We start from the raw sequence: 17,916 nt of genomic DNA, 5'->3' as shown, positions 1-17,916 counted from the left end.
GCTACCCGGTTTACACCGGGTAGCGACCGGTCGTCTTTCGGCGGTCAGAGCCGGGGGTCGACGGGCTCGGATTCGAGGGCAAGGACCGCGAAGACGGCTTCGTGGACGCGCCAGAGGGGTTCGGCCGCGACCAAACGATCCAGCGCCTCCAGGCCGAGGGCGTATTCGCGCAGCGCCATCGAGCGCTTGCGGCCGAGTCCGCGGGCGCGCAGGCGCCGAAGGTTGTCCTCGCGCGAGTACTCAGGGCCGTAGATGATCCGAAGGTACTCGGGTCCACGGCATTTCACGCCCGGCTGGACCAGGCGATCCGACGCATTGCGCGCCAGCGCGCCGAGCGGCTTGACGACCATGCCCTCGCCACCCGCGGCGGTCAGCTCGGACCACCACGCGGTCGCGGTCGCTTCGCTGCCGGGCTCCGTCAGGTCGACGATCATCCGTGCTGTCGCGGTGAACACATCGGCATCCGCCGCGACCAGTCTGTCGATGCGCTCGAGGTGCCAATCATGGTCGCGCACGGCGTAGTTGACGCCGTCGGCGGCCAAGATCTGGAAAGGGGCGAGCCGGAGGCCTGCCAGCCCGTCGACCGGCCAGCAGTACCGGCCGTAGGCGGTGACGAAGGCGTCCGCGTCCGTCCTGCGGGCCGCAGTGCGGTCCGCGAGGTCGCCGACGTCCAGACCTCGCCCTGCCACCGCGGCCAGCAGTTCGGTGGTGGCGCCGAGCGATGCCCGCGCCGCCGCACCCACCGCCGCGTACTGGTTGCGCAGCAGCCCGACGGCTTTCGCCGACCACGGCATCAACTCGGTGTCCAGCAGTAGCCATTCGCTGTTCAGTTCCTCGAACAGCCCGGCCGTTTCGGCGGCGGCGCGCACCCGGGCCAGCAATGCCTCGGTCTGTGCGACGTCGTCGAAGAACGGACGGCCCGTGCGCGTGTAGATCACGCCGGTGCCACCGTCCTCGACCCCGAACCGGTCCCGCGCCGCCGATGCCGAGCGCGCCACCAGGACAACGGCGCGCGAACCCATGTGCTTCTCCTCGCACACGACCCGCTCGACGCCCTCGGACCGGTAGTAGGCGAAGGCCTCCGCGGGGTGCTCCAGAAGACCGTCCAACTCCGAGGTCGCGCAGGGCGCCATGGTCGGCGGCAGATACACCAGCCAGCGCGGGTCGATCGCGAAGCGGCTCATCACCTCCAGTGCGGCGCTCGCGTTTTCCTCCTGCACGCCGACGCGGCCATGGTGGCGGGTTTCGACAACGCGGCGGCCGATCACATCGTCGAGGTCGAGCACGCCGGGATCGCGGTACACCACACCCTCGGCTGTCGCAATGGTGGTGGCCTGCATCGGCCGCACCGGCTCGTACCAAACCTGTTCGGCGGGAACGGAAACCGACTCCCGCTCCGGGTAGCGAAGTGCAGAGAGCCGGCCGCCGAACACCACGCCGGTGTCCAGGCACAGCGTGTTGTTCACCCACCGCAGGTCGGTCACCGGCGTGTGTCCGTACAGCACCGTGGCGCGACCGCGATAGTCCTCGGCCCAGGGATAGCGCACCGGCAGGCCGTATTCGTCGGTCTCCCCGGTGGATTCGCCGTACATGGCGAAGGACCGGACCCGGCCGGACATGCGGCCGTGGTACTCCTCCTTCAGCCCGGCGTGTGCGACGACCAGATTGCCGCCGTCGAGCACATAGTGGCTGATCAAGCCGCGGCAGAAGTCGTGCGCCGCCTTGCGGAAGTCCTCGTCCTGCGCCTCCAGCTGGGCCAGCGACTCGGCCAGGCCGTGTGCGACGCGCACATTCCTGCCGTCCAGTGCGCGCACCAGCTTGTTTTCGTGATTGCCTGTGACGCACAACGCGGTACCGGCGGCCACCATGCCCATAACCAGCCGCAGCACGCCGGGGGTGTCCGGGCCGCGGTCGACAAGGTCGCCGACGAACACCGCGGTGCGCCCGTCCGGGTGGGTCGCGCCGACGGCACGTCCCGAGGCGTCGCGGTGCGCCTCGTAGCCGAGCCGGCCGAGCAGCGTCTCCAGTTCGCCTCGGCAGCCGTGCACATCGCCGATCACGTCGAATGGGCCGGTGAGGTCGCGCTTGTCGTTCCACGACCGCTCGTCGACGATCGTCGCTGATTCGATCTCCTCGACCCCGCGCAGCACATACACCCTGCGGAAGCCCTCGCGTTCCAGGCCGCGCAGCCCGCGGCGCAGTTCGCGCTGCTGCCGGGTGACGACGTGCCGCCCGAGGTGCGCTCGGTCGGTGCGCAGCGTATTGCGTTCGAAGCACAACGAATCCGGCACGTCGAGCACGATCGCCACCGGGAACACATCGTGCTCCCTGGCCACCGCGACCAGCTCCTGGCGCGCCTTCGGCTGCACGTTGGTGGCGTCGACGATAGTGCGCAGTCCACGCCGCAGCCGGACACCTGCGATGTGGTGCAGCAGCGCGAAGGCGTCCGGCGTGGCCGACTGATCGTTCTCGTCGTCGCTGACGACCCCGCGGCAGGCATCCGAGGACACGATGGCGGTGGAACGGAAGTGCTTGTGCGCGAAAGTCGATTTCCCGGAACCGGTGCTGCCGATCAGCACGACGAGCGAGAGGTCAGGGATGGCCAGCTCGGTCATCACGCGGCTCCTTTCGTTGCGCCGTTGGTGATTTCGGCGGTTGCTTTGGTGAACACCGCCAGCTGGGAGGACGAACCGGCGTCGGGATGTTCGGGCCCGATAGGGACGAATCGGGTGCGGTATCCGTACCGATCCGCGACGCCGCGCGCCCATGCCGCGAATTCGGCTCGGGTCCATTCGAAGCGGTGATCGGAGTGCCGGAACTTGCCTGCCGCCAGTCCCTCGTACAGTGCGTTGTATTCGGCGTTGGGTGTCGTCACCACCACCGAACCCGGTGCTGCGGAACCGAATACGGCGTGCTCGAGTGCGCCGAGTCGAGGCGCGTCCACGTGCTCGATGACCTCCATCAGCACCGCGGCGTCGTAGCCGCGCAGCCGTGCGTCGGTGTAGGTCAGCGCACCCTGCCGCAGTGTCAGTCGTTGAGACACTCGCTCCGGCAGCCGATCCAGCCGCAGTCGCCGCTTCGCGATATTCAGCGACCGCATCGAAACATCGATTCCGACGATTTCGCTGAATGTCTTGTCCGCCAAAAGCTCCCGCAGCAGTGCGCCTTCACCGCAACCGAGGTCGAGTACCCGCCGCGCCCCGACCTCGCGCAATGTGGCGAGAACTGCCGCGCGCCGCTGCACTGCCAGCGACGGTATGCGTGCGCCCGCGTCGACGGTGCCCTGTTCGGCTACCGCGGCTTCCGCGCTGCTGCCGACGGAGATCGCCTCGGCGACTGTGATTTTCGTGTCGGTGTCGGTCGTCGCCACGACAGCGAAGTCGTCGGTGGCGGCATGTTCGGCGGTGAGGTTGTCCCGGCCTGCCCGTTCGGTGTCGAATTCGTCGCGGGTGTCTTCGATGGCGTCCAGCTGTTCCGGTTCGGTGTCGTCGATCTCGGCGAGGCGCGCCAGTGCGCTGCGGACCAGGGAATGCCGCCGGGCCAGGTAGCGCCGGGTGATCCAGGCGCGCTCCGGGTGCTCGGCGAGCCAGCCCGAACCCGCGCGGATCAGCTTGTCGACTTCGTCCGCGGCCACCCAATAGTGCTTGGCGCCATCGAGGACCGGCAGCAGGACGTACAGATGGGAGAGTGCGTCGGCCAGTCGGACGGTGCCGATGAGTTCGATTCGCACGTAATGGGAATCGCCCCATTCCGGGAACGCCGGGTCCAGCGGTAGGGGAGTGGTCGCCACCGTCCAACCGAGCGGCGCGAAGACGCGCTCGGCCGCCTCGGGCCCGCCCTTGCACGGCACAGCGGGCAATTCGATGCGCAGCGGCAGAGCGGTGCGCACCAGTTCGGGACGCTGATCGCAGCGGCCGTGCAATGCGGTGCGAAACACCGCACCGAGCGCGACCGACAGCAGCGACGATGCCGCGTACGGGCGATCGTTGACGTACTGCCCGAGGCTGAAATCCGGGGTGCTGCGGGAACGTCCGCGCACCAATCGGATCGGGTCGACCTCCAGTACCAGCGCCGCCGTGCACCGGGCCGCGTCGGCCTCCGGGTACAGCACGTGCGCGATGCCGTAGGACTGCTCGAACGCCTGCACCCGGTCTGGGTTCTTGTGCAATAAGAAGCCAAGGTCCGTCGCCGGCCATGCGGCGCTCTCCGGTGGGGTGCAGGTGATCGTCAAGAGCATCCTGCGATCGTCGTCCAGCCGGGCAGTCGCCGCAAGGAAGTTTCGCCACGCGCGGCCCGGTCAGAGACTGAGGTTCGGCCAGGTCCAGTCGGCGACGGCAGGGATGTCTTCGCCGTGTTCGCGGGTCCAGGCGCGGGCGTTCCAGCGTGCGTCCACCATCTCCTGCCGCAGGCCCGCCGCCTTTTCCCGCAGCGCAGGCACCCGATCGACGACATCCATCACCAGGTGGTACCGATCGAGGTCATTGAGCATCACCATATCGAAAGGCGTTGTCGTGGTGCCCTTTTCCCGGTAGCCGCGGACATGCATTTCGCCATGGTTCGCGCGCTTATAGGTGAGACGGTGGATCAACCACGGATAGCCGTGGAAGGCGAAGATCACCGGACGGTCGCGGGTGAACAGAGTGTCGAATTCGCTGTCGGACAGGCCGTGTGGGTGTTCGTCGGGCGGTTGCAGCCGCATCAGGTCGACCACGTTCACCACCCGGATCCGCAGCTCGGGCAGTCGTTCGCGCAGGATGGCCGCGGCGGCAAGGGTTTCCAGTGTCGGCACATCGCCGGCACAGGCGAGCACGACGTCGGGTGTGGTGCCCGCATCGTCGTTGTTTCCGGCCCAGTCCCAGATACCCGCGCCGCGGGCACAGTGCACTGCGGCGTCGGGCACCGAAAGCCAGTCCGCCTGTGGCTGTTTGCCCGCCACCACCACATTCACGTAGTGCCGCGAGCGCAGACAGTGGTCGTAGGTGGACAGCAGGGTGTTCGCGTCCGGCGGTAGGTACACGCGAACGATCGAGGGTTTCTTATTCAGCACCACATCGAGGAAGCCGGGGTCCTGATGGGTGAACCCGTTGTGGTCCTGACGCCAAACATGTGATGACAGTAGATAATTGAGGCTGGCGATAGGTTGCCGCCACGGCACCTCGGCACTGGCGTCGAGCCATTTGGCGTGCTGGTTGAACATCGCGTCGACGATGTGGATGAACGCCTCGTAACAGGTGAACACCCCGTGCCTGCCGGTCAGCAGATATCCCTCGAGCAGCCCCTGGCACATGTGCTCGGACAGCACCTCGATCACCCGGCCGGTCCGGTCGAGGTCGACGTCGAATTCGCCGATCTCGGCCTGCCAATCGCGGCCGGTGACTTCCAGGATGTCCTGCAGCCGATTGCTGGCCAGCTCGTCAGGCGCGAAGGTGAGGAAATTGTCGGCATTGCGCGCGGTGACATCGCGCAGCCAGCCGCCGAGCACCCTGGTCGCCTCGTGCTGGGTCGCGCCAGGGGCCTCGACCGGCACGCCATAGGCACGCCAGTCGGGCAGCCGCAGATCCCGCACGAGCGTGCCGCCGTTGCTGACCGGGTTGGCGCTCATCCGCCGATCGCCGACGGGCACCAGCTCGCTCAGCCCGGCGACCGGACTGCCCGACTCGTCGAACAATTCCTCCGGGCGATAGGACCGCAGCCACTGTTCGAGTACGGCGCGGTGCCCGTCATCGGTGCGGGCGGCGGGCAACGGCACCTGATGGGCGCGGAAGGTGCCCTCGACCTGATCGCCGTCGACCACGGGCGGGCAGGTCCAGCCCTTCGGGGTGCGCAGCACGATCATCGGCCAGATCGGTTGCACGCAATCGGTGCCCGCACGTGCGGCGCGCTGAATCTGCCCGATCCGGTCGAGGCAGTCGTCGACCGCGGTGGCCATCGCCTGGTGCACGGCCGCCGGGTCGTTGCCCGCGACGACGACCGGCTCGTAGCCGTACCCCCGCAGCAGCATCAACAGCTCGGATTCCGGAATACGCGCCAGGATGGCCGGATTGGCGATTTTGTACTGGTTGAGCGCGAGAATCGGCAGTACCGCGCCGTCGCGTCCCGGGTTGAGGAATTTGTTCGCGTGCCAGCTGGCGGCCAACGGACCGGTCTCGGCCTCGCCGTCTCCGACCACACAGAAGACAGTGAGATCCGGATTATCGAGCGCCGCTCCGAACGCGTGCAGTAGTGAGTAACCGAGCTCGCCGCCTTCGTGGAACGAGCCGGGCGTTTCGGGCGCGCAGTGACTCGGCACCCCACCGGGGAAGGAGAACTGTGCGAACAGCGCACCCATCCCGCCGCCGCCTTGCGGAACATGGCTGTAGAGCTCGGAATACGTCCCCTCCAGCCAGGCGCACGCATTCGGCCCCGGCCCACCGTGCCCTGGCCCCGCGACGAACACCGCGTTCAGATCGCGCTGCCGGATGGCCCTGTTGGCGTGCACCCAGACCAGATTCAGGCCGGGCACGGTACCGAAATGGCCGAGTAGCCGCGGTTTGACGTGCTCGGCCCGCAGCGGTTCCCGCAGCAGCGGATTGTCCATCAGATAGATCTGTCCGACCGCGAGGTAGTTCGCGGCCCGCCACCAGGCGTCGATCGATGCCAGTTCGTCGCGCTCGAGCGGCCCCGGCTCGTCCCCGAGCAGATACGGCCGCGGCGCGATCGTCGCACCGCCACTGCTATCGACATTGTCGGCCGAGGTATCGCCCCCGACACCGGCCATCTGCGTCATGTGCCGACTCTCCTCACGCTCGGGCATCGGGAGCGGTACCGAGGAGGGACCGCTGTCGCCGGGTCCTGCACGGTTGCCGAACTGATCGGCAACATCGGGTGGAGAATTCATCGCCAGGCTACCGACTCACCGAGGCGGGGGCGACGGTTACCGCCGATCGGTCCGACCGCCGCGACATCAGGGCGGGACGACACTCGTCGCCGCGTGTGGATTAGGGTGCGCCGCATGCAAATACTCGGCAGGATCATCGGCCTCGGCACCATCGCCGCGGCCGCGTTCGCGCTGACCGCGTGTGGGTCGGGGGACGACAACAAATCGGCGTCCGCGACGACCACCGCCTCGGCGAAGACCGCGTCGTCCGCCGCGGCCGCGCCGCAGAGCAAGGGCCGCGAGTGCACCGTCGACGATATCGAGGTGGACGGTGGGTTCGGAGCCAATCCGAAGATCACCATTCCGGACGATTGCGACCCGCCCAAGCAGCTCATCGTCAAGGACCTGGTCGAGGGCAGCGGGCCGGGCGCTGCCGCGGGCCAGCAGCTCACCATGAACTACTCGCTGGTCACCTGGTCGGACAAGAAGAAGCTCGACAGCTCCTTCGACCGGGGCAAGCCGTTCCAGCTGACTCTCGGCGCCGGACAGGTCATTCCGGGCTGGGACCAGGGCTTGGTCGGTGTGCAGCAGGGCGCGCGGCGACTGTTGATCATCCCGCCGGACCTCGGTTACGGCGCGGGCGGCAACGGCATCAAGCCGAACGAGACCCTGGTTTTCGTCACCGACGCCGTCACCGTTCCCAAGAGCTGACCCCTTGGGTGGTGCTGCCCGCAGCCCACCGCGACCGGTCAACTAACCTTGTCGGGATGCGTGCGCGTGGGCGCGCTGCGTCCATGTCCATGAGAGCAAGGCGCCCATGTCGATGAGAAGCAAGTCGACCAGAACCACCAACGAACAAGGAGCATGTCCGTGAAGAGCACCGTCGAGCAGCTGAGCCCGACCCGGGTCCGGATCAACGTCGAGGTGCCCTTCGAGGAACTGAAGCCCGACTTCGACAAGGCGTACAAGGCACTGGCCAACCAGGTTCGTATCCCCGGTTTCCGCCCGGGCAAGGCGCCGGCCAAGCTGATCGAGGCTCGTGTCGGCCGTGGCGCGATCCTGGAGCAGGTCGTCAACGATGTGCTGCCTTCGCGCTACAGCGAGGCCGTCACCACCGCCGAGGTGAAGGTCATCGGCCAGCCCGAGATCGAGATCACCAAGATCGAGGACGGCCAGGAGCTTGCGTTCACCGCGGAGGTCGACGTTCGTCCCGAGATCACCCTGCCCGCCTACGACGGCATCGAGGTGTCGGTCGACGCGTTCAGCATCGGTGACGAGGACATCGAGGAGCAGCTGCAGTCGTTGCGCCAGCGTTTCGGCACCCTGACCGGTGTCGAGCGTCCGGTTCAGGACGGCGACTTCGTCTCCATCGATCTGTCGGCCACCGTGGACGGCGAGGACGTGCCGGAGGCCGCCACCACCGGCCTGTCCCACGAGGTCGGTTCCGGCCAGCTGATCGAGGGCCTCGACGAGGCACTCACCGGCCTGTCGGCCGGTGAATCGGCCGACTTCACCTCCACACTGGTCGCCGGCGAGCACGCGGGCAAGGAAGCGGTCATCACCGTCACCGTCGGTTCGGTCAAGGAGCGCGAGCTGCCCGAGGCCGACGACGACTTCGCCCAGCTGGCCAGTGAATTCGACACCCTCGAGGAGCTGAAGGCCGACCTGCGCACCCGTGTCGAGCGGGTCAAGAAGGTCGAGCAGGCAGGCGAGATCCGGGACAAGGTGCTCGAGGCGCTGCTGGAGCAGGTCGAGGTGCCGCTGCCGGATGCCGTCGTCAAGGCCGAGATCGACGCCGTGCAGCACGACGCCGTGCACGGCTTCGACCACGACGAGGACGCGTTCGCCGCCGCGCTCGAGGCACAGGGCAGCAGCCGCGAGGAGTTCGACAAGGACACCAAGGAGTCCGCCGAGAAGTCGGTGAAGACCCAGCTGCTGCTGGACGCCATCGCCGAGGCGGAGAACACCCAGGTCGGCCAGGAGGAGCTCACCGAGCGGATCCTGTTCCAGTCGCAGCGCTACGGCCTGTCGCCGGAGCAGTTCATCCAGCAGGTGCAGCAGGCCGGCCAGCTCGGCGCGGTGTTCGCCGATGTGCGCCGCGGCAAGGCGCTCGCCGGTGTCGTCGGCCAGGTGAAGGTGACCGACTCCGAGGGCAACTCCGTGGACACCACCGAAATGTTCGGTGCCCCTGAGGATTCCGCGGACGAGGCCAAGACCGAAGAAACCGCCGCCGCGAGCGCCGAATAATTCCATGGAATGCCAGCGTGATCGACGGCCGCGTGGTTGTGTGATTGTGCTGTGAGCGAGCGTAGCGAGTGAACCAAGGACACAGGGCGCGCTCGCGCGCAGCGCGGCCGAGCGCCAGCGAGGTTGCGCTGTGAGCGAATAAGGGCGGTGCCGGGAGTTCGGTGCCGCCCTGTTTCGTTAATGTTTGTGACAACGAACGGTGATGGCTGTGTAGCAATCAGCGCTGTGTAGTTTTCAGTGACAAGCCGGTGAGAAGAGAAGGCAGGTATCCGTGACAATCAACCAGGCAGGGGTCATGACAGCCGCTACTGCTGGTCTCAACCTCAGTGATTCGGTGTACGAGCGCCTGCTGCGTGAGCGCATCATCTTCCTCGGCACTCAGGTCGACGACGACATCGCGAACAAGCTGTGCGCCCAGATCCTGCTGCTCTCGGCGGAGGATCCGGTCAAGGACATTTCGCTCTACATCAACTCACCCGGCGGTTCGGTGACCGCGGGTATGGCCATCTACGACACGATGCAGTTCGCCGAGTGCGACATCGCCACCTATGGCATGGGTCTGGCGGCCTCGATGGGGCAGTTCCTGCTCACCGCGGGCACCAAGGGCAAGCGCTACGCGCTGCCGCACGCGCGCATCATGATGCACCAGCCCTCGGCGGGTATCGGTGGATCCGCGGCCGACATCGCGATCATGGCCGAGCAGTTCGCACACACCAAGCGCGAGCTGAATGAGCTGCAGGCGCAGCACACCGGCAAGTCGGTCGAGCAGGTCACCGTCGACGCCGACCGCGACCGGTGGTTCACCGCGACGCAGGCGCTCGAGTACGGCTTCATCGACCACGTGATCAGCCACGCGAATCAGGCGAACGGCTCGAAGAAGTAAGCCGGCTGAGAACCGCTCACCCACTCAGACTTTGGAGACAAAGATGGCCAACCTGATCGACCCACGCGCCGGCCTCGGCGGCATCGCGCCGCAGAGCCCGCAGGCGCGCTACATCCTGCCGTCCTTCATCGAGCACTCGAGCTTCGGCGTCAAGGAGTCCAACCCGTACAACAAGCTGTTCGAGGAGCGCATCATCTTCCTCGGCGTGCAGGTGGACGACGCCTCGGCCAACGACATCATGGCGCAGCTGCTGGTGCTGGAATCGCTCGATCCCGACCGCGACATCACCATGTACATCAACTCGCCCGGTGGCTCGTTCACCTCGCTGATGGCCATCTACGACACCATGCAGTACGTGCGTGCCGACGTCGCGACGGTCTGCCTCGGCCAGGCGGCCTCCGCCGCGGCCGTGCTGCTCGCCGCGGGCGCCCCCGGCAAGCGCGCCTGCCTGCCCAACGCCCGCGTGCTGATCCACCAGCCGTCGCTGGAGGGTGGTATCCAGGGCCAGGTCTCGGATCTGGAGATCCAGGCCGCGGAGATCGAGCGCATGCGTCGCCTGATGGAGACCACGCTGGCGTTCCACACCGGCAAGGACGCGGACACCATCCGCAAGGACACCGATCGCGACAAGATCCTGACGGCCGCCGACGCCAAGGAATACGGGATCATCGACACGGTGTTCGACTACCGCAAGCTCAGCGCACAGAAGTAAAGCTCGCGCGCGATCAGGTGTCACGCAGGGATCTCGGGGTAAGCCCGGGATATGGATGGCACCGGTCGCTCGTAAGTTGCTGTCAGTCAGGAAAATCCGGCCGGGACGGGTGCCACTCGGCATTCGTTCCGGCCGGATTGCTTCGATGGAACCGACCGACCGGAAGGGTGTCCGGCGGGATAGGCCACGGGGCGGGTGGTCGAACCTGGTTTCGGCCGCGGATCGGGGAGAACGTGTTCTATTGCCGTGAGAACTCGCACAACCCCGGCGAGAAACATGCTCGAGTTGTCGACCTCCGTCGCGCACACCGGGTACGGTCAACCTAGGGGCCTTTGCTCCCGGTTGACGGTAGTGCTCGACCCGCCGGACACGCTCGAGGTGTTCGTGATTACACCCGAGGGTGGCGGATAGCTGGCAACCTGGACAGACGGTTGCACGCGGACAAGGAAGTAGGGACCCACGAGATGGCGCGCATCGGAGACGGCGGCGATCTGCTCAAGTGCTCGTTCTGCGGAAAGAGCCAGAAGCAGGTCAAGAAGCTCATTGCGGGACCAGGGGTGTACATCTGCGACGAGTGCATCGATCTATGCAACGAGATCATCGAGGAAGAGCTGGCCGAGTCCAGCGAGGTCAAACTCGATGAGCTGCCCAAACCGGCCGAGATCCGGGACTTCCTGGAGAACTACGTGATCGGGCAGGATACCGCCAAGCGCACGCTTGCCGTGGCCGTCTACAACCACTACAAGCGCATCCAGGCGGGCGACAAAGGCCGCGACAGCCGCGGCGAGGCGGTCGAGCTGGCCAAGTCGAACATCCTGATGCTCGGGCCGACCGGCTGCGGCAAGACCTACCTGGCGCAGACCCTGGCCAAGATGCTCAATGTTCCGTTCGCCATCGCCGACGCCACCGCGCTGACCGAAGCCGGGTATGTCGGCGAGGACGTCGAGAACATTCTGCTGAAGCTGATCCAGGCCGCCGACTACGACGTGAAGCGCGCCGAGACCGGCATCATCTACATCGACGAGGTGGACAAGATCGCTCGCAAGAGCGAGAACCCTTCGATCACCCGCGACGTCTCCGGCGAGGGTGTGCAGCAGGCGCTGCTGAAGATCCTGGAAGGCACCCAGGCCAGCGTGCCGCCGCAGGGTGGACGCAAGCACCCGCACCAGGAATTCATCCAGATCGACACCACCAATGTGCTGTTCATCGTGGCAGGCGCGTTCGCCGGGCTGGAGAAGATCGTCTCCGACCGCACCGGCCACCGTGGCATCGGTTTCGGCGCCGAGGTGCGCTCCAAGGCGGAGGTCGACACCTCGGATCACTTCGCCGAGGTGATGCCGGAAGACCTGATCAAGTTCGGTTTGATCCCCGAGTTCATCGGCCGACTTCCAGTCGTCGCCTCGGTGACGAACCTGGACAAGGAATCCCTGGTCAAGATCCTCTCCGAGCCGAAGAACGCGCTGGTCAAGCAGTACGTCCGGCTGTTCGAGATGGACGGGGTCGACCTCGAGTTCACTACGGACGCGCTGGAGGCGATCGCCGACCAGGCCATCTTGCGTGGCACCGGTGCTCGCGGTCTGCGCGCCATCATGGAAGAGGTCCTGCTGCCGGTGATGTACGACATCCCGAGCCGCGATGACGTCGCCAAGGTGGTTGTCGACGCCGATACGGTCAATGACAACGTGCTGCCCACCATCGTGCCGCGCAAGGCGCAGCGCACGGAGCGACGCGAGAAGTCGGCGTAGCCGCCCACCGGCGGCAGGGATCTCGGGGTGCAACCGCAGCCACCGCTGCATCCGGCGGGGCCGGGTCAGCTGCTGGATGTCCGGGGCGTGCTCAACGGTGCTGTCGACATGCGGACCTATCAGCACAAGCATCTCGTCGTCTTCGCTCGTAACGAGGTCAGCCTGGGCTGGAACGCGGGTCCAGACCCAAATGGCCTGCTCGCGAGTTTGACGACGTGTGTCGAATGGCTGGACGAACACTTCGGGTTCGAAGCGGTGAGCGTCTTCGCCAACCCAATCCAGGGTACGTACATCTACTACGCCATGTTGCGGCGTCACCGCGAGGTCTAGCGACCGGGCAGCTGCGCGTCCACTGTGACAGGCGAAATCAGAGGTGTACAGACCTGTCTGTTGGGTACCCTTTATTCAAGGTTGAGCAGCCAGCCCAGTCCCGGAGTTCAGTCGTCCGGGGCGAAAAGCTCCGCCGGCACTGTTCTCAGTGTGCCGCGCGCGACCGGACCGAGGTCCTTATGTCGACAGTTGTTGCTACTCCCATTCAAACCACCGCTGACAGGGTCGAACCGTGGCAGCGCGGCCGCGGCCCGGCAGACCGCCTACGCGTCACCCTCATGACACCCACGGAATCGGTCACGCTGTGCGCCCTCGTCGGCGAGGTGGACTACTACAGCGCCGATGTCTTCCGGAGCCGTTTGATCGGATCCCTGCGCACCACCACCGCCGCCGCCGCCCCGGTGGTGGTGGTCGATCTGTCCAGGGTGACATTTTTCGGCGTCGCCGGTCTGCGGGTGTTGATCGAGGCGCAGGTCTGGGCCGGACACGCCGGACGCCAGCTCACGCTGATCACCGGTCAACGCTGTGTCGACCGACTGCTCGACGCCGCCGGTGATGTCGCGGCATTCCGGGTGGTGACCAGCCTGGCCGCGGTGGTTCCCGACGCCGCGTAACCGTTGAAACCCGTGCCGCTCGTCGACATCGTTCGACGGGCGGCACGGTCGTTTCGCTCGATCAGTCCTGTGCCCACGGAACGCGGCAGGAGTCGGTGCTGAAGCCCTGCGCCGTTATGCCGAGCGCAGAGTAGAAGCGCGAGCGCGAGTTCTCCAGTCCGATCTGGTAGGTCAGCTCGACGACTCCCGCACGGCCGAAACGCTTTTCGAGGTCGGCAACCTGGTCGTCGGTGACGGTGGTCGGTGTCGCGGTCATGGCGTCGGCGTAGGCGATCGCGGCGCGTTCGTCCGCGCTGTAGAGCGGGGAGGTCTCGTACTCCGCGATGTGCTCGAGGCGGTCGATATCGAGGTCGCCGTGCCGCATGAGCATGGCGCCGAAGTCGACGCACCAGGAGCAACCGACGATCCAGGCGGCGCGGTAGACGGCGATCTCACGAATATTGGCAGGCAATTGGGTGCACGCCCGCTCCACAAGCACCTCGTGAATGCCGCTGGCGGCGAGCAGTTTTCCGTGGTTGGCCGTCACCGCGAACGGCTCGGGCACCTCGCCGAAGCGCCGCTTGCCGATGCGGTACAGCAGCTTGGTCAGCGGCCCAGCCTGCGCGGGGTTGACGGCGGGGATGCGGGTCGTGCTCATCGCGGTTCTCCTTCGATCCGAGGATGTTGTTCTACTTCTCGGACGAGGAGGGATCGTGAAATGTGACGGGGAGCCGAGTGTGATCCACCGCACCGGCTGCCCGTCGGGTCTACACCGCTTCGCTGACCATATCTTCGGGGCTCCAGTACGCGCGCATGCTGATGATCTTGCCGTCGTCGTCGAACTCCATCACGTCGATGGGTGTCAGCGTGAAGCGCTGGTCGCCGAACTTGGTCACGATGGTGAACATGAAGGCGGCGTGATTGCCCGCGATCCGGATGGTCTCCGGCTTCAGTTCGGTTTCCCGATCGAGGTTGGCGATGACGTCGTAGAACTCGCGGATGGCATCGTGGCCCTGTTTGATCGGGGTGCCGATGGGATCCTCGACGGTCGCGTCGGCGGCGTAGAGGTTGACGATCTCCTCGGTCGGACCAGAGCCGACCAGCTTGACGTACTGCTCGACCACATCGCGGACCTGCTGTGCCATGGAAACTCCTGCCGAATTGAAACGTGTTCTAATTCGGAGCGTAGCAGTGTCTATGGACCATGGATCGGCGATTGCGTTCTCGCTACCACCCCGGACCGGCTGTCGAGCGGACGCATAAGCGCCGATGGCCCGGAAATCAGTTGTTTGGCGCTTTCAGGGACGCGGTGACGATCGGTCGGCTACTGCCTCTCGATCGCGCCCGGGGTTGGGAATCGCCATTGATCCCCCTGGTTCACCATTGAACCTTCGTCCCATTCGAGTGCTTTCCTAGATGTTGTCGCGCACGAAGCCTGCGGTGTTACGTCGGTCACTTATTCGTAAGATCCGTACTTCGGAGCGCCCGCATTGCGGTATGTGGTGATGACGACGCCCGAGCCGGTGGTGCGCGAACCGGTGACGTCGAATCCGGTCGGTTGCACGTCCTCGGTGAACAGTCGCTTGCCGGTACCGAGCAGCACCGGGAAGGTGAGCAGGTGCATGGTGTCGATCAGGCCGGCGGCCAGCAGACTGTGCGCGAGATTGCCGCTGCCGTGCACCTGCAGTTCGCGGCCTCGGCGTTCCTTCAGCGCGGTGACCTCCTCGACCAGATCGCCGCGCAGCACTTCGACCGGGGACCATGCCGCATTGCCGAGATGGGTGCTCACCACATACTTGGGCAGCGAATTCAGTTTGGTCGCAATGGGATCCGTCGGATCGGTGATCTTCGGCCAGTAGCCCGCGAAGATTTCGTAGGTGCGCCGACCGAGCAGGAAGGCGTCGACCTGCTCGAACACCTCGACCATGAAGGCGCCGAAATCATCGTCGCCGAAGGGCGCCGACCAGCCGCCATGGGTGAACCCGCCGCTGGGGTCCTCCCGCGGTCCGCCGGGCGCCTGATAGACACCGTCGAGGGTGACGAACTGGGTGAGAGACAGCTCCATGGCGTGGCTTCCTTTCGTCCTTGTCGCCCGCCGCGCGCGGGCCGTTCACCTGTTTGGACGGCGCCGGCTCAGAAAACTCATCGCTATTTCCGCCGGTCCAGCCCCGGTGTGTCGGACTTGCGCTGTCGGCGGCGTGCTGTTGAATCGGTCCGGTCAACCAGATGTTCGAGTGACGAGTGAAAGCGGAGGAGACATGGCACTGCCTACCATGACCGCGGAGCAGCGCACTGAGGCGCTGGCCAAGGCGGCTGCGGTCCGCAAGGCGCGCTCCGAACTGATCGGCAAAGTGAAGGCTGGCAAGGTTTCGGTTGCCGATCTGCTGAAAAAGGCCGATAGCGACGAGCTGGTCAAGAAGACCAAGGTCGCGGCCGTGATCAAGGCCCTGCCCGGAGTCGGCCCGGTGAAGGCCGCCAAGCTGCTCGACCAGGCCGAGATTCCCGAGGACCGCCGCATCGGTGGACTCGGCGCTCGCCAGCGTGCCGCACTGCTCGAGGCACTGGACGCCTGAGCGCGTCGTATCGTCAGGAACCATGATCGAGGAACGAACGCTCACGTCGGTGGCGTGGCTGTGCGTCGAGAACGGCCGTTTGCTTGCGGTCCGCACCAAGGGACGCGACGCCTTCTACCTGCCGGGCGGCAAGCCCGAGCCGGGTGAAACCCTGGCGGGAGCGCTCGTTCGTGAAGTTCGAGAAGAAGTCGGCGTCGAGTTGGAGGCGCACCGGATCACGCCCGTGGTGACCATCACCGCTCCTGCCCACGGGCGTCCCGGCACTCTCGTCGAAATGCACTGCTTCGCCGCGCCGGGCCACGGCAACCCAGCACCAGCCGCCGAGATCGCGGAAATGGCGTGGCTCGGCCCCGCGGATCACCACCTGTGCGCCCCTGCCGTCGGCCAGGCGCTGGACCATCTGACCTCGATCGAGGCATGGGGTTCGCCGTAGACGGATCCGGCCCGTGTGCCGTACCCGGCTTACTCTTCCGCAGCCCGATCGATCAGCGGGGGCGGCGGCGCGGGAACCGGATGTCCATCGGTGCCGGGTCGGACATGGGGATGTCGCCGCGCGGTGGGACTATCAGGCAGCCGAGGCCGAGGATGATCAGTGCGGCCGCGGCGAGCAGGCTGATGGTGAAGCTGGCCGCGCCCATCTCGGCCGGTTTGTGGAAGGCGTGATAGACGAAGTGCGGTAGTGCGAAGGTCAGCCAGCCGAGTCCCGCCACGCGGGCGACGGCGGTTCCGTTGATGACGAGCGCGGCGATGGTTACCGCGGTCAAGGCGAGGAAGAAGGCGCCGACGTCACCCGCGAGGTGATGGTTGTAGGGTCCGTCCGCCGAGATCCAGTGCATCCCGAAACCCGGGAAGCTGGTGTACCAGGAGTGCGGTGCGAAGACCGCCCACAGGCCGACAATGGCGCCCTGAACCGCCAGGATCGCCAACATGATCCGGACGATCAGCAGCCGACGACGGAACTGTTCGAATCGCATGCGCACGCGGACGCCGCCGGACTTGCCTTCCACCGAGATCCGCATCGGACGCTCCGTTCAAGCCGAACTACTGGATCGGGTGAGGCAACCGTAATTCGGACATCTGGAACGGGCAATAGGCGCACGGTCAGGAGTGGGTTCTCGCGCTCGCGGGCGCACTCGGCGATTCGACGGTCGGCGGGCGGTCGAGCCGGTGCGAGCCGGTGTAGATGTTCATGGTTTCGCCGCGTAGGAAGCCGACGAGGGTGAGGCCGGATTCGGCGGCCAGGTCGACGGCGAGCGAGCTGGGCGCGGAGACGGCGCCGAGCATCGGGATGCCCGCCATCACCGCCTTCTGCACCAGTTCGAAGGACGCGCGGCCACTGACGATCAGCACCAGATCGTGTGCCGGGATCCGGTTTTCGCGCAGCGCCCAGCCGAGCACCTTGTCGACGGCATTGTGTCTGCCGATGTCCTCGCGGACGGCGAGCCCGGTGCCGTCCGCGGTGAAAAGGCCAGCCGCGTGCAGGCCGCCGGTGGCATCGAAAACATTTTGGCGGGTGCGCAATTCGCCGGGCAGGGTGGCGAGGGTCTCGATGTCTACGAGCAGACCGTCGGCCGGTATCGGGAATCGGGTGCGGGTGTGCACGTCCTCGAGCGCGGTCTTGCCACAGAGTCCGCAGGCGCCGGTGGTGAGGACATTTCGGCCGCGTACCGGGACCGGCGTGCGCAATTGGACGTCGAGGACGTTGTAGGTGTTGTGCCCGTTCTCATCGGTTCCCGCACAGTAGCGGGCGCTGACCACATCGTCGGTGGTGCCGATGATGCCCTCGCCCAACAGGAATCCGTGCACCAGGTCGATATCGCTGCCGGGGGTGCGCATGGTGACGGTGAGTTGCTCTCCGCCGAGACGGATTTCGAGCGGCTCCTCCACCGCCAGGGTGTCCGGCCGGGTGATCTCACCATGCGAGGTGATGCGGATCGTGCGGCGGCGCGCGGTCACTCTACTCACGACCGCGCCTCA

The 17,916-nt window shown here is 66.3% G+C and carries 17 protein-coding genes; 9 read left to right on the top strand and 8 right to left on the bottom strand.

The annotated features are described in order from the left end of the window. Window positions 1-44 precede the first annotated feature (44 nt). The 3 genes from ACFQZZ_RS21020 to ACFQZZ_RS21010 are packed head-to-tail and all read right to left on the bottom strand — an operon-like array spanning window position 45 to window position 6,766. A complete protein-coding gene (locus tag ACFQZZ_RS21020; protein WP_378683311.1) occupies window positions 45-2,615 on the bottom strand; it encodes a polynucleotide kinase-phosphatase in 2,571 nt (856 codons plus the stop codon). Next, window positions 2,615-4,237 carry a 3' terminal RNA ribose 2'-O-methyltransferase Hen1 gene (locus ACFQZZ_RS21015; RefSeq protein WP_378683308.1) on the bottom strand — a complete coding sequence of 541 codons (1,623 nt, stop codon included), beginning with the start codon at window positions 4,235-4,237 and terminating at the stop codon, window positions 2,615-2,617. The genes ACFQZZ_RS21020 and ACFQZZ_RS21015 overlap by 1 nt, the downstream gene beginning before the upstream one ends. A gap of 60 nt (window positions 4,238-4,297) precedes the next feature. After that, window positions 4,298-6,766, bottom strand: coding sequence for a phosphoketolase (locus ACFQZZ_RS21010; RefSeq protein WP_378683305.1), 2,469 nt, complete (start codon window positions 6,764-6,766; stop codon window positions 4,298-4,300). Between the two features lie 225 nt (window positions 6,767-6,991). Here ACFQZZ_RS21010 and ACFQZZ_RS21005 point away from each other — a divergent pair, with 225 nt between their 5' ends. From ACFQZZ_RS21005 to ACFQZZ_RS20975, 7 genes are all read left to right on the top strand, one after another. Further along, complete coding sequence (locus tag ACFQZZ_RS21005) at window positions 6,992-7,567, top strand: FKBP-type peptidyl-prolyl cis-trans isomerase (protein ID WP_378683302.1); 576 nt, start codon at window positions 6,992-6,994, stop codon at window positions 7,565-7,567. A 159-nt stretch (window positions 7,568-7,726) separates the two neighbouring features. Continuing rightward, on the top strand, window positions 7,727-9,103 hold the full coding sequence (gene tig / locus ACFQZZ_RS21000; protein ID WP_378683299.1) for a trigger factor: 1,377 nt from the start codon (window positions 7,727-7,729) through the stop codon (window positions 9,101-9,103). A gap of 295 nt (window positions 9,104-9,398) precedes the next feature. Then, window positions 9,399-9,986, top strand: coding sequence for an ATP-dependent Clp protease proteolytic subunit (locus ACFQZZ_RS20995; RefSeq protein WP_378684074.1), 588 nt, complete (start codon window positions 9,399-9,401; stop codon window positions 9,984-9,986). A gap of 43 nt (window positions 9,987-10,029) precedes the next feature. Continuing rightward, a complete protein-coding gene (locus ACFQZZ_RS20990) occupies window positions 10,030-10,698 on the top strand; it encodes an ATP-dependent Clp protease proteolytic subunit (RefSeq protein WP_378683296.1) in 669 nt (222 codons plus the stop codon). 464 nt (window positions 10,699-11,162) lie between these two features. After that, window positions 11,163-12,443, top strand: a complete 1,281-nt coding sequence (gene clpX, locus ACFQZZ_RS20985; protein WP_378683293.1) for an ATP-dependent Clp protease ATP-binding subunit ClpX — start codon at window positions 11,163-11,165, stop codon at window positions 12,441-12,443. Window positions 12,444-12,470: 27 nt separating this feature from the next. After that, the gene (locus ACFQZZ_RS20980; RefSeq protein WP_378683291.1) at window positions 12,471-12,773 is read left to right on the top strand and encodes a hypothetical protein; all 303 of its coding nucleotides are present in this window, start codon (window positions 12,471-12,473) and stop codon (window positions 12,771-12,773) included. A 278-nt stretch (window positions 12,774-13,051) separates the two neighbouring features. Continuing rightward, window positions 13,052-13,387, top strand: coding sequence for an STAS domain-containing protein (locus tag ACFQZZ_RS20975; RefSeq protein WP_378683288.1), 336 nt, complete (start codon window positions 13,052-13,054; stop codon window positions 13,385-13,387). Window positions 13,388-13,448: 61 nt separating this feature from the next. On the opposite strand, the gene ACFQZZ_RS20970 is transcribed toward ACFQZZ_RS20975, so the two are convergent. The 3 genes from ACFQZZ_RS20970 to ACFQZZ_RS20960 form a co-directional block, all read right to left on the bottom strand. Beyond that, complete coding sequence (locus ACFQZZ_RS20970) at window positions 13,449-14,024, bottom strand: carboxymuconolactone decarboxylase family protein (RefSeq protein ID WP_378683286.1); 576 nt, start codon at window positions 14,022-14,024, stop codon at window positions 13,449-13,451. Window positions 14,025-14,133: 109 nt separating this feature from the next. Continuing rightward, window positions 14,134-14,511 carry a nuclear transport factor 2 family protein gene (locus ACFQZZ_RS20965; RefSeq protein WP_378683283.1) on the bottom strand — a complete coding sequence of 126 codons (378 nt, stop codon included), beginning with the start codon at window positions 14,509-14,511 and terminating at the stop codon, window positions 14,134-14,136. A 311-nt stretch (window positions 14,512-14,822) separates the two neighbouring features. After that, window positions 14,823-15,431, bottom strand: a complete 609-nt coding sequence (locus ACFQZZ_RS20960) for a dihydrofolate reductase family protein (protein ID WP_378683280.1) — start codon at window positions 15,429-15,431, stop codon at window positions 14,823-14,825. Between the two features lie 193 nt (window positions 15,432-15,624). On the opposite strand from ACFQZZ_RS20960, the gene mihF reads away from it, so the two are divergent. Both mihF and ACFQZZ_RS20950 read left to right on the top strand, forming a co-directional pair. Next, a complete protein-coding gene (gene mihF / locus ACFQZZ_RS20955) occupies window positions 15,625-15,939 on the top strand; it encodes an integration host factor, actinobacterial type (RefSeq protein ID WP_328410432.1) in 315 nt (104 codons plus the stop codon). Window positions 15,940-15,961: 22 nt separating this feature from the next. Continuing rightward, window positions 15,962-16,372, top strand: a complete 411-nt coding sequence (locus tag ACFQZZ_RS20950; protein ID WP_378683278.1) for an NUDIX domain-containing protein — start codon at window positions 15,962-15,964, stop codon at window positions 16,370-16,372. A gap of 52 nt (window positions 16,373-16,424) precedes the next feature. On the opposite strand, the gene ACFQZZ_RS20945 is transcribed toward ACFQZZ_RS20950, so the two are convergent. Together ACFQZZ_RS20945 and fdhD are read right to left on the bottom strand one after the other, a co-directional pair. Next, on the bottom strand, window positions 16,425-16,958 hold the full coding sequence (locus ACFQZZ_RS20945) for a hypothetical protein (protein ID WP_378683276.1): 534 nt from the start codon (window positions 16,956-16,958) through the stop codon (window positions 16,425-16,427). Window positions 16,959-17,040: 82 nt separating this feature from the next. Further along, entirely contained in the window at window positions 17,041-17,904 is an 864-nt protein-coding gene (gene fdhD, locus ACFQZZ_RS20940; RefSeq protein WP_378683273.1) for a formate dehydrogenase accessory sulfurtransferase FdhD, read from the bottom strand. Window positions 17,905-17,916: the final 12 nt, after the last annotated feature.

It is taken from the genome of Nocardia sp. GCM10030253, from assembly GCF_042675075.1.
Classification (GTDB): Bacteria; Actinomycetota; Actinomycetes; order Mycobacteriales; family Mycobacteriaceae; genus Nocardia.
The sequence above is the reverse complement of the archived record's forward strand: the minus strand, read 5'-3'. Positions and strand labels throughout refer to the sequence as shown.

Coding starts and splice junctions, on each gene's coding strand:
- ACFQZZ_RS21020 (WP_378683311.1), bottom strand. CDS start 2,615: ATGACCGAGCTGGCCATCCCTGACCTCTCGCTCGTCGTGCTGATCGGC.
- ACFQZZ_RS21015 (WP_378683308.1), bottom strand. CDS start 4,237: ATGCTCTTGACGATCACCTGCACCCCACCGGAGAGCGCCGCATGGCCG.
- ACFQZZ_RS21010 (WP_378683305.1), bottom strand. CDS start 6,766: ATGACGCAGATGGCCGGTGTCGGGGGCGATACCTCGGCCGACAATGTC.
- ACFQZZ_RS21005 (WP_378683302.1), top strand. CDS start 6,992: ATGCAAATACTCGGCAGGATCATCGGCCTCGGCACCATCGCCGCGGCC.
- ACFQZZ_RS20995 (WP_378684074.1), top strand. CDS start 9,399: ATGACAGCCGCTACTGCTGGTCTCAACCTCAGTGATTCGGTGTACGAG.
- ACFQZZ_RS20990 (WP_378683296.1), top strand. CDS start 10,030: ATGGCCAACCTGATCGACCCACGCGCCGGCCTCGGCGGCATCGCGCCG.
- clpX (WP_378683293.1), top strand. CDS start 11,163: ATGGCGCGCATCGGAGACGGCGGCGATCTGCTCAAGTGCTCGTTCTGC.
- ACFQZZ_RS20975 (WP_378683288.1), top strand. CDS start 13,052: ATGACACCCACGGAATCGGTCACGCTGTGCGCCCTCGTCGGCGAGGTG.
- ACFQZZ_RS20970 (WP_378683286.1), bottom strand. CDS start 14,024: ATGAGCACGACCCGCATCCCCGCCGTCAACCCCGCGCAGGCTGGGCCG.
- ACFQZZ_RS20965 (WP_378683283.1), bottom strand. CDS start 14,511: ATGGCACAGCAGGTCCGCGATGTGGTCGAGCAGTACGTCAAGCTGGTC.
- ACFQZZ_RS20960 (WP_378683280.1), bottom strand. CDS start 15,431: ATGGAGCTGTCTCTCACCCAGTTCGTCACCCTCGACGGTGTCTATCAG.
- mihF (WP_328410432.1), top strand. CDS start 15,625: ATGGCACTGCCTACCATGACCGCGGAGCAGCGCACTGAGGCGCTGGCC.
- ACFQZZ_RS20950 (WP_378683278.1), top strand. CDS start 15,962: ATGATCGAGGAACGAACGCTCACGTCGGTGGCGTGGCTGTGCGTCGAG.
- ACFQZZ_RS20945 (WP_378683276.1), bottom strand. CDS start 16,958: ATGCGGATCTCGGTGGAAGGCAAGTCCGGCGGCGTCCGCGTGCGCATG.